The 15,651-nt window shown below is 60.7% G+C and carries 10 protein-coding genes, 1 tRNA gene and 1 pseudogene; 10 read left to right on the plus strand and 2 right to left on the minus strand.

The annotated features are described in order from the left end of the window. The first annotated feature begins 203 nt into the window (after window positions 1-203). From KUG85_RS20035 to KUG85_RS21165, 5 genes and pseudogenes are all read left to right on the plus strand, one after another. Complete coding sequence (locus KUG85_RS20035; RefSeq protein ID WP_223006646.1) at window positions 204-3,770, plus strand: AAA domain-containing protein; 3,567 nt, start codon at window positions 204-206, stop codon at window positions 3,768-3,770. Next, window positions 3,767-5,515 carry a phospholipase D-like domain-containing protein gene (locus KUG85_RS20040; RefSeq protein WP_223006647.1) on the plus strand — a complete coding sequence of 583 codons (1,749 nt, stop codon included), beginning with the start codon at window positions 3,767-3,769 and terminating at the stop codon, window positions 5,513-5,515. Before KUG85_RS20035 ends, KUG85_RS20040 begins: the two co-directional genes overlap by 4 nt. Window positions 5,516-5,832: 317 nt before the next feature. Beyond that, on the plus strand, window positions 5,833-7,452 hold the full coding sequence (locus KUG85_RS20045) for a Mu transposase C-terminal domain-containing protein (protein WP_223006648.1): 1,620 nt from the start codon (window positions 5,833-5,835) through the stop codon (window positions 7,450-7,452). Between the two features lie 12 nt (window positions 7,453-7,464). Then, window positions 7,465-8,346: a TniB family NTP-binding protein gene (locus KUG85_RS20050; RefSeq protein ID WP_223006649.1), complete on the plus strand. Its 882-nt coding sequence runs from the start codon at window positions 7,465-7,467 to the stop codon at window positions 8,344-8,346. Between the two features lie 34 nt (window positions 8,347-8,380). Next, window positions 8,381-8,539 (plus strand): annotated as a pseudogene (locus KUG85_RS21165) (hypothetical protein); the annotation flags it as partial. A 372-nt stretch (window positions 8,540-8,911) separates the two neighbouring features. Here KUG85_RS21165 and KUG85_RS21170 read toward each other — a convergent pair. Next, complete coding sequence (locus KUG85_RS21170; RefSeq protein ID WP_255606533.1) at window positions 8,912-9,178, minus strand: hypothetical protein; 267 nt, start codon at window positions 9,176-9,178, stop codon at window positions 8,912-8,914. Between the two features lie 122 nt (window positions 9,179-9,300). After that, window positions 9,301-9,376, minus strand: a tRNA-OTHER gene (locus KUG85_RS20060). Between the two features lie 199 nt (window positions 9,377-9,575). Between KUG85_RS20060 and KUG85_RS20065 the strand changes: the two genes are divergently transcribed. Genes KUG85_RS20065 through nadE form a run of 5 tightly spaced genes read left to right on the plus strand, consistent with a single transcriptional unit; the run spans window position 9,576 to window position 15,516 of the window. After that, window positions 9,576-10,739: a hypothetical protein gene (locus KUG85_RS20065; protein ID WP_255606515.1), complete on the plus strand. Its 1,164-nt coding sequence runs from the start codon at window positions 9,576-9,578 to the stop codon at window positions 10,737-10,739. A 16-nt stretch (window positions 10,740-10,755) separates the two neighbouring features. Next, window positions 10,756-12,693, plus strand: a complete 1,938-nt coding sequence (gene asnB / locus KUG85_RS20070) for an asparagine synthase (glutamine-hydrolyzing) (RefSeq protein WP_223006651.1) — start codon at window positions 10,756-10,758, stop codon at window positions 12,691-12,693. 12 nt (window positions 12,694-12,705) lie between these two features. Continuing rightward, window positions 12,706-12,960, plus strand: coding sequence for an acyl carrier protein (locus tag KUG85_RS20075; RefSeq protein ID WP_223006652.1), 255 nt, complete (start codon window positions 12,706-12,708; stop codon window positions 12,958-12,960). A 10-nt stretch (window positions 12,961-12,970) separates the two neighbouring features. Then, on the plus strand, window positions 12,971-14,509 hold the full coding sequence (locus tag KUG85_RS20080) for a class I adenylate-forming enzyme family protein (protein WP_223006653.1): 1,539 nt from the start codon (window positions 12,971-12,973) through the stop codon (window positions 14,507-14,509). Then, window positions 14,506-15,516, plus strand: a complete 1,011-nt coding sequence (gene nadE, locus KUG85_RS20085; RefSeq protein ID WP_223006654.1) for an NAD(+) synthase — start codon at window positions 14,506-14,508, stop codon at window positions 15,514-15,516. Before KUG85_RS20080 ends, nadE begins: the two co-directional genes overlap by 4 nt. Window positions 15,517-15,651: the final 135 nt, after the last annotated feature.

The following is a 15,651-nucleotide window of genomic DNA, read 5'->3' on the forward strand; positions in this document are numbered from 1 at the left end:
CTTTGTGCCATTTGTCTAGTATGTCTCATTCGTGCAAAAGCCGTCACCATGGATTGTGCGACGACAGGCCAGAGGCTCGTTCAATGCCTCATCTAGCGCGGGACCGGGCCGATTTGAGCGGACGGACGGCGAGATGGTCGGAATTCTAGCTTGCTCTCGTTTTCACACGTTGTAATCGTTCGCGAGTACATATTGGGGGGACCATGGCCCGGCGAAAGTCAAAATCCGGATTTCTTTCAGATTACACACTCGACGACCGTTACCTTCTTAAGCCGGACCGAAAACTCGGAAGGGCGGGTATCGACACCGCACGCACGCGTGAAGGTCTCGATGTACTGATCAAGAGTTGGCCTCGCGCAAAAGGCACTGACGATCAGGATCTCGAGATGATTTGGCGAAGCGAAATCCGGCAGTTACAGCGCCTGTCGGCAATTCCCCGCGCCGACGAGCTTTTCGTTCCAATGGTAACAAGCGGTAAGGACAGAGACGGATTCTATCTCATTCTGGATCCTGGGCAAGGAAGTCCCCTTGAAGTACTGCTCAACGCAAACCGAAAACCGGCTCTGCTGGCGCAGGCCCGACAACCGCGGGTACGCCGGCAACTCTGGGCCAATATTCTGCGGCTGGTGAATGGAGTAGAACTCTTACACTCTCAGGGAATCATTCACAGGAACATCGATCCCTGGTCCGTCGTAACCGCCCTAGGCGAGGAACCGGATTTCTTACTGACCGGCTTCGAATGGTCCATGCGGATCATCGCGATCGGCGCAAGCGGCGGGAAGAATATGAAATCGCCCCGTGAGGAGCGGGTTTTTTCATTCGCGCGAGACTGGCGCGATCTGGCTCATCTTTCGGCGCTCATTCTCGACATTCCACTGGCTCCGTTAAGTGACCTTCGGGTCATCGCCTCACGCGTGGCCGACCACGTCCCTGCAGCTGAGGTCAGACTCCTTAGGGCGATGTTGGGTCTGGAACGCGTCGAGCGTCTCGACGGTGACTACATCGCTGCTCGGGTCCAAGCGATTATTGATGAAATCGCGGCGGAGGTCGCTGGGAAGGATGCCGCCCTTTGCCTCGCGGCCAGACTGGGCTCTGGCAGCCCTTTGTCGGAAGCGATCAGAAAGGCCTCGAACAGCGAAATAGAGGCTTCCGACACCACCCAACAGCTCCGCTTCATCCGAGATGATCTGGGAGATCAAGCCCAACTGATTGGTCTCGGGGAAGGCGCAGCACCACGATACGTGCTGCTTGGAAACAGCCTGACCTACCGTCTCTTGCCCTATCGTCGTCCGAATTCGCAGGATGCGGCCAGTTGGGAATTTGCTTTTTGCGACAGGGTTGAACTCGATCCACCAGCAAAATCGCAGGTCATCGGTGAGACCCTCATCCCGACTGATGCATTGGACATCGTCAAGCATACCGACGCTGGGCAAGCTTTCCCACGCAGGCGAGGAAAAGTTCAGCACTGGGAAGACTATATCAGGCGTACGACTGAGAAACTGACCGAGAGATCCGATCTGGTCAGGATGCATCAGAGTTTCGCGCTACTCTTGATCCTGGAAATGGCCTACGCGGCGGCGGATATTTTCCCGATCGAACTGGTTTCGAAGGGCGTCGGCGAAACAGCGGATCAGAAAGTCATACATGTTGTTTCTAGGAACGAAGGCGCACGCGCGTCCTTGTCGTCACTCCTGGGCTTGGACGCTCCGGCAATCAGGTTGCGCAAGCTGTTGAACTCCGAAACGCCTAGTGCGGAGGAAGGATGGATCTTCTCAGAACCCGGCACACTTGGAGATCGGAGTGCTCCGGGATCGTTGTGGCGCTTTCTGGATTATGACGAACTTGACGATGTCGAGTGCATGAAGTTCGAAGGGCAATCGCTGCCGGAGATGCGCTCCTTTGGGTTTCTCCTGCCAGGCGACATGGCAGGCCGGATCGCACAGTTCAAACGCCGTTTGAAGGCGCTGACAGCCCTCAAGGACCACGGTGAGCTTCTTCGGATGTTTGCAGATCCCCGGCTTCGTATAGAGAACAGCCAAGATCCCTTGGACGAAACGTCGGAAGCGTTCAAACGCCTCGATCAGTCGAAGCAAAACGCTCTGCGCGAGATTTTATCGACCATACCACTCTTTCTTTTACAGGGACCGCCCGGGGTCGGAAAAACCTATCTCGTAGGTGACCTTGTAGAACGCCGCATGGCTGAGGATGGCACTGCACGCCTCCTCCTCTCTGCCCAGAGCAATTCGGCGATCGACCATTTGATGAACGAGGTGCAGGAGATCTTTAAGTCCTCAGACGCGGACAGCGCACCATTGATGGTGCGGGCAAGAGCCGCAGACGATGATGAAGCGGGTGAGCTCGAGGTCGATGTCCAAGCCGACAAGTTGCTTCGTGACCTGGCTGTAAGCCCCTTGATGAACGAGGCCTCTCCCCGTTTGGCCGAAAAGGTGGACGCACTGGTCGCTGCGAGGACAGGCGGCCGGGTTGGTCGTACAGGCGGGGATAATACAACAGGCAGACGAGTAGCCGCCGAGCTGCGTGCCTTTGAGGGAATGATCCTAAGGTCTGCAAATCTAGTCTTTGCCACCACAAACTCGGCCGCGGTCGAAAGGCTGATCGAAGAACAAGGTCTCTTTGACTGGACGATCGTCGAGGAAGCAGGCAAAGCCACGGGTGGCGAGTTGCTGTCTCCACTGCTGCTTTCCCATCGCCGCCTTATGATCGGCGACCACAAGCAGCTCCCACCGTTCGATATCGAAAAGATGTCCCGCCTTCTATCATCGACCTCGTCCGTGCAGGAGGTCGTCAACCTCGTCGACAATTTGATTTCGAGATATCTCAAGGATCCGAGCATCGACGAAACATTCGAGGAGGTCTCAAGGGCTGGCGACGATTTTGGCCGCACTTGCGCCGATGCTATGTCCTTGCTGATCTTGTTCGAAACATTTGTAGAACGGGAGCTGTCCCGCCAGAAAAGGAATGACTCAGGCCCTCGCATCGCACGTCGCCTCAACGAGCAGTATCGAATGCATCCGGCGATCGCCCGGATCGTTTCGAAGTGCTTCTACGATGGTGAACTGGAAACGAATGCCAAGCAGGCCTCAAAGTTCGCGAACGAGGCTTCGCCGGTTGCAAGTACCAACACCGCTGTATTGCCGGACAAGCCGATTGTCTTCATCGATATGCCCTATGCTCAAGCGGAGGGCCCAGGTGGCCGCGGGGGGGAAAGGACCCCGCCCTGGTCAAATCCGGAAGAAGCCAAGGCCGTCATCCGTGCATTGAGCCTCATTGCGCCATCCGATGCGATGTCTAGTCCATCACTCGCAGTTCTATCGCCGTACTGGCAACAAGTCCGTCGCATTGAGCGGGAATTCGATCGAAATCGGAGTGGGCTGCTGTCGAATTTATCCGGATTCACCCCAGCGGTGAACTCGAACACATTTTGCGGCACGGTAGACTCGTTTCAGGGGGGCGAGGCCGATGCCGTCTTGATTTCAATGGTTCGCAATAATCATCATGCCACTCCCGCGCGGGCGCTAGGGTTCCTTAGGGACAACAGAAGGATGAATGTAATACTCAGTCGCGCGAAGTGGCGACTGATCATCGTTGGTAGCCTCTCGTTCTACGAGCATGTCGTCTCAGTGGCCGATCGCTTGCCGGATCAGGACATTGGCTTTCTGTCCGATTTCCTTGCAGCCCTCGAAGCGGAAAGGACCGCCGGGTACGCAGCGGTCGTTCCCTGGGGAACAATGAAGGGGGCCGAGAAATGACGACGGTGCAGGTAGTTATTCCGGTCTTAAAAGGAAGCCGGCGCTTCATCATCGAACGCGGACGGCGATGGAGTGTTATCGAGCACCTCCTTCTAGATGCCGTGTCGCGAGGGGCGGCATCGGCGTCAGACTTGGCCGAGCGGTCAAATCTCCCTCGTCGTGTAGTCGTCGAGGCGTTCATCAGGTTGATGCGAGCTGGCTGGGTCGAAATCGTATCAACACCGCGAGGCCCCCTCTTTCAAATCACTGCGGCGGGTGCTTCCCGCGTCCAATACGAGCAACTTCCTTCAGCGACCGTGCGGGAACCGCGTTGGAGGGGATTTGCTATCGAGCAGGTGAGTGGGAGCGTTTATCGCGGAAGGGAGCTCGACCTCTACCACAAGAGCCGCGTTCCCGCTCACACTGAGGAAACTCCTGTCGTTCACCTCGCCGCGTCACCAACGCATTTTCTTGAGGACATGAGCGAGGTGTTCACCACGATCGAGGGAGAAGATGAGATAATCATCGGCGTGGATCGCGGCTCCGAGAAGCTTGCGGAGAGATATGCGATCGTAACGGTCAAAGACGGTGAGATCGATGGACTACCCGGACGGGCGCCCGAGAAGTTGCGCCTTGCTATCCTGTCAGCGGCAAACCATGCCTCGGCGAAGCTCTCCGAGAATGGCAAAACGGTTGCACCAGTCATAGTAATCAAGGAGGCGGACGAAGAAGTCCCGGCAGCGGTCCCCGGTGCCTACGATTCCTCGGACCTAATCGTTGATGGAGATGACCACTGGCGGTCATTCGAACGCATCATCATGGCTGCCTCGGAAAGAGTTATCATCCACTCGACGTTCATTAGCGGGGAAAGAGCAACGGCAGTATTACCACTGCTGCTGCGCGCTGCCGAACGCGGTGTGAAAGTAGACGTTCTTTGGGGTCAGGACGATCTTGGAAGTTCAACCCGATCTTCGCAGTTTGCCGCCGCAAAAATGCAAGCTGAGATAGAGGCGGCAGGGAGGAACGGCTCGATCAGGGTTCATCAGTTCTCGACGAATTCCCATGCCAAGATCGTATTTGCCGATTCCCACAAAGGCTGGAATGCCCTCATTGGATCCTGCAATTGGTTGGCATCCGACTACAAGAGCTTTGAAACCTCGTTTCGGCTTCGAGAGCCCATGCTTGTCGGGCAACTGATGAGAAAGCTCGCTGGGCTTGCACAAGGCAGGCCCGGGGTTTGGAACGATTTTGCGATCGACCTCGCGGTTCTCGGAAGGCGCATCATGGACACTCCCTCTCCGGGAGGAAGAAAGGTTCCAATGCGCCTTCTATATGGAGCCGATCATGCAAAACTCGTTTTGAAGGCTCGAGACGATGCTATCAGCCGGATATTTGCGCTAAGCCACCGCATCGGAATCACGGCGGAGTCCCTGACACTCCTTCCTGCACTCGCTGCCGTGAAGGAGCGTGGGATCGACGCTTCGTTCTTCTACGGCCGAACGACGGGGCCACTATCAGGTGAAGCTGGCGCCGACCTCGTTAGATCTTTTGCAAAGGCGGGACTTCAGGTGAAGCCGATTCACAAACCGCGGATCCACGCCAAGGTCCTCGGGTGGGATGACGATTACCTAGCAATCTCGAGCTTGAACTGGCTGTCGGCCGATCCGTCCGAGACCAAGCCCTTCAGGGAGATTGGCGTGCTGGTAACCGCTCCAAAAGTCGCGGATAACTACGTCGGGCATTTTAAACACGCGGTCACGACATGAGCGATAGTCAATGTATTGGCCCAGCGCTACAACATCCCCAGGCTCGATAGCGCCAGCGCCAAGCTATGGGTTCAACGCGTGGCTTCTGGGGGCTCGTCTGGCCAGCTTCGGTGGCTATGCGACCGGCTTCGCGGGAGCAAGCGCTGTCGAGCTCAGGTGTGACGTTCCATTAAACCTCAAGAATCTACTTACAATGATATCAATGCGTTACGCCGGCACTTAATTTGATAATTGGCAGTTAATGATGATAATTGCGGCTTGCTTTTGGCACTTAACGCGAGAATGATCGATCTCTAGTTTTTCCGCCGTGAGTCGAGATGTTCGAGCCGTTTGCCGACGAAATCGATGACACTGATTGGGATGAGGCCTGCCGCAAGGCGGATGTGATCCGCCGGTTTCTGCGTCGAGTATCTGAGCCCACAACGACAGGCCAGATACGAGAACTTGCCGACGAGCTTGGGCTTAGCCAGGCATCGGCGTATCGCCTGCTGAAGCTGTTCCGATCGGGCGGAACCGTTCTATCCCTCGTCGGACGCAAGGCTGGTCGCCCCGTCGGCCACAGGGTTCTCGACGCAGAGCGTGACGAAATCATCCGGGCCGAAATCAAGCGCTTCTATCTGAAGAAGAACCGCCCATCTGTATCAGCCCTGGTGCGTGAGGTGAACGCGAGCTGTCGCGCGGCCGGCTTGGCGCCACCCCATCGCAGAACAATCGTCGCACGTATCGAAGACGTTGATCTTGCCAAGCGCGCCAAGGCGCGCGGTGAACCCAAAATTGAGAAATCGACCATGGCCGTTCCGGGCAAGTTCGAAGTTTCGAGACCGCTGCAGGTTGTCCAAATCGACCACACCAAGGCAGACATCTTCGTTGTTGATGAGGAGGATCGCCGACCGCTCGGACGGCCGTGGCTGACGCTGGCCATGGATGTCTGCAGCAGGATGGTCACCGGCTTCTACCTCACCATGGCGGCGCCATCTCGGCTGTCGACAAGCCTTTGCTTGCTGCATTCGGTGTTTGACAAATCTGCGTGGCTTCGCGAACGCGAGATCGCAGACCCTTGGCCCGTCGCCGGCCTACCGGATCGGCTCCATGTCGACAACGGCCGCGACTTTCGCAGCCGCGCATTCCAGCGCGGCTGCGAGGATGCGGGTATCGCGATTGACTGGCGGCCCCCTGGCGAACCGCGCTTTGGAGGGCACATCGAGCGCCTGATCGGCACACAGATGGGCAGGCTTCATCTGCTTCCCGGCACTACATTCAGCGATCCAGACGAACTGGGCGAGTACGATTCGCGTCGACATTCGGCATTCACCTTGCGCGAACTCGAGCGCTACATCGCTCTCGATATTGTCGGCGATTACCATCAATCGATCCACAGCAGCCTGAAGCGGCCGCCGATCGCCGTATGGCGCGAGCATGAGGGGACAATCCCGCTACGGCTCCCTCAGGACCGAATGCGTTTCTGGCTCACCTTCCTGCCCGAAGATGAACGGACGCTGCGGCCAAACGGCATCCACATCTTCGGACTGCGCTACTGGTCCGCCGCGTTGGCTGCGGATGTCGGACGGACCGGCAAGCGGCGGCTGCTGATCAAATATGACCCGCGAGATCTGTCGCGCATATTCGTCCGCCGTCTTTCGGGCAACTTCGTGGAGGCCCGCTATGCCGACATCACCTTGCCTTCGATCACGCTTGCTGAAGCCAAGTCGTCGCGAGAGTGGCTGCTGGCGAAGGGAAAGCGCGAGATCGATATGGGAACCATTGTGCGCACCGCCATTGCCCGGCGCCAGATGATGGATGACGCACAACGAATGACTGCCGCCGCGCGGCGCGGAAAGACCGTCGGCCGCAAGCCAAGAGTGGAAGATCGCGAATGGGGCTCGCTTCGCGGCGTCGACTCCAGCAAACCGGTACCCTTTGTCGAGGATACGGATTGAGCTGGAGCGAATATGAACGATGAAATCTCTCACCTGACCACAGGCGCGGCGGCGTTGCTTGTCGAAACGGACGAGCGGCGCATTCGCGCGATACGGTCGCGCCGCTGGGTGCTCTACCCACGGGCCAAACAGGCTCTCGATCGTCTGAGCGCCCTCCTCGACCACCCGCGTGGCACGCGCATGCCTTCGATTGCGATCTATGGCGATAGCGGCATGGGCAAGACGATGATCATGAAGCGCTTCCGCGACGAGCACCCGCCGAGCTTCAATCCGGTGACGGGAACGCTGAAGACCCCGGTCCTCGCCATGGAAATGACCAGCCGGCCCGGCGAACGGCGGTTCTATGCCGAGCTCCTGACCCTTCTCGGCGCGCCCCAGCGGCCGCGCGCTGACATCGCCCAGATGGAACAGGCCTCCCTGCGCATCATGGAGGCTATCGGCGTGCAGGTTCTGGTCATTGACGAGGTGCACAACATCCTCGCCGGAACCTACCGGGAGCAGCGCATAGTGCTGAACACGTTGCGCTTCCTCAGCAATCGTCTGCATATCTCGCTGGTCTGCTTCGGCGTCAACGAGGCGCGTGAGGCGATCAGCGGCGACGTCCAGCTTGCCCGTCGGTTCGAGCAGTTCACCCTGAACAGATGGGCTGCGAACGAACAGTTCGAGACCCTGGTGGCGTCTATCCTGCGCAACACACCGCTACGCCGGCCGTCGGTGCTCACCCCGAAATCGTTGCGGCGGATGCTGCAGATCACCGAGGGCATCACGGCCAACATCTTCCACATGGTCAACAGCCTGGCGATCGACGCCATCGAAAACGGCAGCGAGCAGATCACGAACGAGGCCGTCGAGATCTGGGAGCCCGAGTTTGAGGCAGAAGCGGCATTCGCATGACGCAGAGGCGGCGCAACGGCAGCTGCCGGTACTTTTGCCACCAATCCCCGACGAGCTGCTGTCGTCTTGGATTAGCCGCCATGCCGCCTTCTACGCGGTTCCACCGCTCCTCATGCTGCGGCATTGCCTGCCGGAAGTTCGCTCGCTGCGTGTCGCCGATCTCCATTTGAGCGAAGATCAGGAAATCCGGCTGGCCAAGGTGTTCTTTACAGCGCCGGCCGACATACGTCGTATGACCTTCGCCAACGTCCCGTCGTCGTTCCATCGGTTCATCGCGGCGAGGCCGGTGCAACGCTGCACGAACTGTAACCCAATCCAAGCCGCGCCCCTACCCGTGCTGCGAGACCAATTGACGGGTTGGCGGATCACATGCCTTCGCTGCGGGGACCTCCTTCGAGACCAGGATTGGCACGGAGCCCCCTCCCCGTTCCGACAGTATCACAGCGCGGCCATGCGGGGCGAGAAGCTGCTCCACAATGAGATCGAGCACGGCGTCCGACGTTGGACTTCACCGACCGAGATTGCCCGTCTTCTGCTCATGCGGCGGATAGTCTTCCCCGTTCCATCAGAGCAGCAGCTCTATCTCTTCCGCGTCCTCGGCGTCATCATTCCCGATCTCGATCGCGTCCTCGTCGCGAGTCGAACGGATCTCCCTACGCCTGCACGACCAATCCTGCCACTCCACCTGCGAGCGGCCCTTCTCGCGGGCGTCGCCATGGTAGAAAGTGCCGGACCCGAGATGCTCCGCATGCTTCGCCGTCACACGATTGGCGACAACATGACCCGCTTCAGCGACGCCGCCGAGAAGCTCATCGCACAGGCTGGCAGGCATAGGCACGCCTCGCAAAGGCAGCTAATTTGAGAATCCCATCAAACAGATTCTCATGATTAAATGGAAAGCCACGCCGAAACGAGCGCATTCTTACGGTTAAGTGCAAAGCGACAACGTGAAATTGGGGCCCTCGGCAGGGTTCGAACCTTCAACCTCCTGTCAACAATACAGGTGCTCTACCGATTGAGCTACAAGGGCCCATTGACCACCAAATCTAGTTTGAACCAGTAAACAACAAGTTTCGAACTCACCAGACCCGCGAAATCAATTGCCTCCGGTTGTCGTACTGATGAATTGGGGCCGTGTATACGTTTTTTGTCTCCCGTCGCAGTCACTCTTACGAAGCTGCTAAGCGAAACTTTACCGTGTTGCCCTATGGAGTTGCAGTTGCCGGTTTGTGCGCTGGACGCAGCGTTCCGACCGGCTCTGGCATGACGGGACCACGCATGTGTCACAGGTAAGGCCATTCGAGCACGACGACGCCCCGGCGGTGGCGGAGATGTTCCTGCGCATCCTGCGCCGTGAAACCTCTGCCGATGGCGGCGCGGCGCTCGCGGTCTATCTCGACGATCTTTTCTGCGGGCCATACAGGTGCGACGGGGAGATCGTTTCGCGCGTTCACGTCACCGAAGACGGCCGGCTGAACGGCTTCATCGGCGTTCTGCCGCAGGTGATGGAACTGGACGGCGAGCACCTGCGCGCCGCCATCTGCACCACATGGATGGTTGACGGTCACCAGGCCGATCCCTTCGCCGGCGCGCGTCTGCTGAAAGCCGTTCTGTCCGGTCCGCAGGACCTGTCCTTCAGCGAGACGTCCAACGATCTTTCAACGGCGATGTGGCGCCGCATGGGCGCCCATGTGCTGGCGCCTTACAGCTTGGAATATCTGCGCGTCATCCGTCCGGCCGCTTTCGTCACGCGCATGGCCGCCAACCGCTTCGGCCTTCTGGGAGCATTTACGCCGCTGGCCCGGCTGGCCGACCGCGCGGCGGCCGCCGGCGTTAACGGTCTTTCCTGGGCGGGTTTCCAGCCGCGTCCCGGCAAGACAGATGCGCTTGCCGAGACCGAACCGGACGAGGACGCGCTTGCCGGCGCCATCGGGGAACTGGTGGTGCATCATCGCCTGCATCCGCGCTGGAGCGACGAACAGTTGGCGCGCATGCTCGCCCATGCCCGCGTCAAGGCCAGGCACGGCACGCGCGTCCAGCGCATCCTGCGCACGCGTGGCGGCAAGCTCGCTGGCCTGTTCGTCTATTACGGCGACCGCGGCGGCATCGGCCGCGCGATGCAGGTCATGGCCGCGCCCGGCATGGAAGGGCTGGTGCTGGAACGCCTGCTCGCCGATGCCCATGCGCGCGGCCTTGCAGCCATTCGTGGCCGTACCCAGCCGGCGCTGCTCGACGCTATGCTCGACCGCAAGTTCGCCTTCCTGCACGCCTCGTCAACCGTGTTCCATTCTTCCAGGCCGCAACTGGCGGATGCCGCCACGCAGGGCCGCGCCTTCCTCAACGGCCTGTCGGGCGAGAGCTGGACGCGGCTCATCGGCGACCGCTTCGATTGACGGGCGGGCAAGCGCGATGTGCGGCATAGCAGGTTTTTTTGGCTCCACCGTTTCGCCCGATGCGGCGCCGGCGCTGATGCAGCGCATGGCCGTCAGGCTCGGCCATCGCGGGCCGGACGAGAAGGGCATCCATTCGGCACCCGGCATCGGGCTTGCCCATGCGCGGCTTTCCGTCGTCGGCCTCGCCGACGGCCAGCAGCCCATGGCTGATGCGCGCGGCGATCTGGTCATCTCTTATAATGGCGAGATCTTTAATTACGTCGAACTGCGCGAACGCCTGCAGGCGCGCGGGCGGCGCTTTTTAACCGGCAGCGACACGGAGGTGATCCTCCATCTCTATGACGAGATGGGCACGGCCTGCCTCGACGAACTCAACGGGGATTTTGCCTTCGCGCTGTGGGATGCGCGGCGTCGGAGCCTGTGGCTGGCGCGCGACCGCATGGGTGTGCGCCCGCTCTATTACACGGATATCGGCGGCACGCTGTTCTTCGCCTCCGAGGTCAAGGCGCTGATGGACGTGCCGGGCTTTGTGGCCGAACTAGATCCCGTCGCGCTTGATCAGGTCTTCACGCTATGGGCGCCGATCGCCCCGCGCACCGCCTTCAGGAGTGTCAGCGAACTGCCGCCCGGGCATATGATGATCGCGCAGGGACGCGAGCGGATGGTACGCCCGTGGTGGCGGCTGGAATTTCCCCGTGACGGCGATTTCGAGAATTCGGAGTATCCGGTGGGTGAACTCGGCGCGTTGCTGGAAGACGCCACGCGTATCCGACTGCGCGCCGACGTGCCGGTCGGCGCCTATCTTTCGGGCGGGCTCGATTCCTCGCTCGTCACCGCCCTTGCCGCGCGGCTGGCGCCGGGGTGCCTCGAGACCTTCTCGGTCGGTTTCCGCTCCGCCGAGCACGACGAAAGCCGCTGGCAGGCTGAGGTGGCGGAAAGGCTCGGCGTCGCGAACCATCGCGTATTCTGCGGGGAGGAGGAAATCGCCGCCGATTTCCCGGATATCGTCGCGCATGCCGAATGCCCCGTCCTGCGCACCGCGCCTGCGCCGCTTTACAGGCTGGCCGGGCTCGTTCGCGGCAACGGCATGAAGGTGGCGCTGACCGGCGAGGGAGCCGATGAGGTGTTTGCCGGTTACGACATCTTCCGCGAAGCCGCCGTGCGGCGCTTTTGCGCCCGCCAGCCGGGTTCGGTGCGCCGGCCCCTGTTGTTCCAGCGACTCTATCCCTATCTGCCGCAATTGCAGCGCCAGAGCGCCGACTATCTCGCCCGTTTCTTCTCTGCCGGCTCGGATGAGCTCACCGATCCGCTGTTCTCGCACCGTCCGCGCTTCCGCTCCACCACGGCGGCGAAGCTCTTCTATTCCCCGGCGCTGAAAGACACGCTCGGCACCTATGACGCGGCGGCCGACCTCGCCGCGCAACTGCCCGCAGAATTCGGCCGCTGGCATCCGCTAAACCAGGCGCAATATCTCGAAACCCGCTTCCTGCTTCCGGGCTACATCCTGTCGAGCCAGGGTGACCGGGTGATGATGGCGCATGGCGTGGAGGGCCGGTTTCCGTTTCTCGATCACCGCGTCGTCACTTTCGCCGCCGGGCTTCATCCGGGCCTTAAACTGCGCGGCCTGAAAGAGAAATTTATCCTGAAAGAGGCGGCACGCGGCCTGGTGCCGGATGCGGTCGTCGACCGCCCCAAGCAACCCTATCGTGCGCCTGACAGCCAGACATTCTCAGTTCCCGCCGCCAGGCCCGTAGTGGATGGGGCGCTTTCCGACAGCGCGCTGGTCGAGGCGGGCTTGTTCAACTGCAAGATGGTGGAGATGCTGAAACGCAAGGCGCTTAACGGAAGGGCAACCAGCTTCAAGGACAATACGGCCTTCATGGGCGTTCTCTCGACGCAGCTGTGGCACCGGACCTTTGCCGCAGGCCAGCCGCGCCGAACGAAAACAGGGTGAGAACCAGACAATATGTCTGATGTAGTGCAAACAAGAATCCGCGATTTCATTGTCGAGAATTTCCTGTTCGGTGACGACAGTCAGCCTTTGCCCGGCGATCTTTCGTTGATTGAAAGCGATATGGTCGATTCCACCGGCATCCTCGAACTGGTCGGCTTCCTTGAAGAAGGGTTCGGGCTGACGATCGCCGATGCCGACATCGTGCCGGCCAATCTCGATTCCATCGACCGAATCGCCGCCTTCATCGAACGCAAGAAGGCGGCCTGAAAGCGCGGCGATGCGTATTGAAAGCCATCTCCGAGTAAGCTGCCTGCGCCATGCCGGCAAGACCGCCATTGTCGACGGCGCGCGGCGGGTAAGCTACGCGGAACTTTGCAACGCCTCCGATGGCCTCGCCGCATGGTTTATCGAAAATGGTGTCGGCAGGGGCGACCGCGTCGTTGTGTTCGCCGGCAATGGCTGGCAGACCGCCGTCGCTTTCTATGCCGTGTGGAAGGCGGGCGCCGTGGCCTGCCCGGTCAATCCGTCCACCAGGGCGAAGCGCCTCGCCTTCATCATCGCGGATTGTTCGCCGGCGGCTATCGTCGCCGACGCCAGAGGCGCTCCGACGGTCGCGGATGCGCTCGCCATCAACCCCGAAGCGCGCCCGGCAACGGTCCTGACTCGCCCGCATCCGGCGCTGCCTGGGGCCGCCGATTTCGAGCAATGCCTGGAGACCGGGCCGTTCTCCGCCGACCCGGCCCTTTGCGACGACGATCTCGCCGCCATCATCTACACATCGGGGTCCACGGGCGATCCCAAGGGCGTGATGATGGGGCATGACAACATCGATGCCGCGACCGCGTCCATCGTCTCCTATCTTGGAAACGTCGAGGGCGATGTCATCCTCAACGTGCTGCCGCTGTCGTTTGGATACGGGCTGACGCAGTTGTTAACCAGCGTACGTGTCGGAGCCACGCTGGTGCTGGAGAAATCCTTCGCCTATCCGGCCGCCGTGCTGGAGCGCCTGCACGAAGAGCGCGTCACCGGCTTCCCCATGGTTCCCTCCATGATCGCCCTGCTGCTGCGCATGGACGAGCTGGACCCGGCCCTGTTTGCGGGCCTGCGCTACATCACCAGTGCGGCCGCTCCCCTGCCGGTCGCCCACATCCGCAGACTGCGCGCGCTGCTTCCCGGCGTGCAGCTTTATTCCATGTACGGCCAGACCGAATGCGTGCGGGCGACATGGCTGCCGCCGGGCGACATCGACCTGTGCCCGGCCTCCGCCGGCATCGCCATTCCCGGAACCGCCATCCAGGTCGTCGACGAGGCCGGTATCGAGGTTGCGCCCGGTATCGTCGGGGAACTCGTTGTTTCGGGGCCGCACATCATGCGCGGCTATTGGAACAATGCCGATGCGACGGCGGATGCCCTGCGTCCTGATCCGCTGACGGGAAGCCTGCGCCTCCACACCGGCGACCTGTTCTTTGCCGACAGCGACGGCTACGTTACCTTCGTCTCGCGCCGCGACGACATCATCAAGACGGGCGGTTTCAAGGTGGCGCCGCGGGAAGTGGAATCCGCGCTCTACGATCTGGAGGGCGTGGTCGAGGCGCTGGTCGTCGGCATGCCGGACCCGGTACTGGGCGAGACGCTCAAGGCGATGATCGTCAAGTCGGCCGATACACTGACCGCCGAGGACGTCCTGCGTCACTGCGTCCGCATGCTGAACGATTTCATGGTACCGCGGCAAGTCGAGTTCTGCCAGGCACTGCCGAAGACCGGCAGCGGCAAGCTCAGCCGCCGTCTCGCATCGGACGGAGGCACCACGCCATGAACGAAACGAGCGCACGGGCTCCGGCCTTCACCCTTGCGGCCCTTTCCATTGAGGCCGAAGCCGAGGCCGACCGCATCGCTGCGCGCATGCGCGACATCCTGCGCGGTGACCTGCGCAAGCGCGGCTTCGTTATCGGCATTTCCGGCGGAATCGATTCCGCCGTCTGCGCGGGGCTGGCGGTACGCGCCGTCGGTCCCGAACGCGTTTTCGGCCTGCTGATGCCGGAACACGATTCCGATCCGGAAAGTAACCGGCTGGGCGAGGCCGTGGCTGAAACCTTCGGCATCGGGCACGCAGTCGAGGATATCGGCCCGGCGCTGGATGCGATGGGTTGCTACCGCCGCCGCGACGACGCCATCCGCCGGGTCGTACCGGACTACGGCGCGGGCTGGTCGAGCAAGATCGTCTTCGACAATGCGCTGACGGCGGACGGTTACAACATCTCGTCTCTGGTGGTGCGCGCGCCCGATGGCGCCATGCGCAAACTGCGCCTGCCGGCCGACGCCTATCTCGGCATCGTCGCTGCCACCAACATGAAGCAGCGCACGCGCAAGCAGCTCGAATATTACCATGCCGACCGGCTGAACTTCGCCGTCATCGGCACGCCCAACCGGCTGGAATACGATCAGGGCTTCTTCGTCAAGAACGGCGACGGCGCCGCCGACATCAAGCCGATCGCCCATCTCTACAAGTCGCAGGTTTATGAGCTGGCCGCCCATCTCGGCGTGCCCGAAGAGATACGCAAGCGCCCGCCGACCACCGACACCTATTCGCTGCCGCAGACGCAGGAAGAGTTCTATTTCGCGCTGCCCTACGCCAAGATGGACGCCTGCCTCTACTCCCTCGACAACGGCGTTCCCGCGGTCGAGGCCGGCGCCTCCATCGGTCTCTCCGAAGCGCAGGTCGAGGCTGTGTGGAGCGACATCGCGGCCAAGCGCAAGGTCGCCCGCTATCTTCACATGTCGCCGGTGCTTGCAAATCATGGACTCTTGAGACCGTTTGACTAGGCTAGTCCGTTCCAATCGAAACGTCTATCAATGCGCAGCACACGAGCTAAGCAGGTGTCATGAACAACCCTATTTGACGGATCCAATGAGATTGTTAGTGCATGGCCGGTCTACAGTCCAACGGGATGATGGTTT

It is taken from the genome of Nitratireductor rhodophyticola, from assembly GCF_019891355.1.
Taxonomy (GTDB): Bacteria; Pseudomonadota; Alphaproteobacteria; order Rhizobiales; family Rhizobiaceae; genus Nitratireductor; species Nitratireductor rhodophyticola.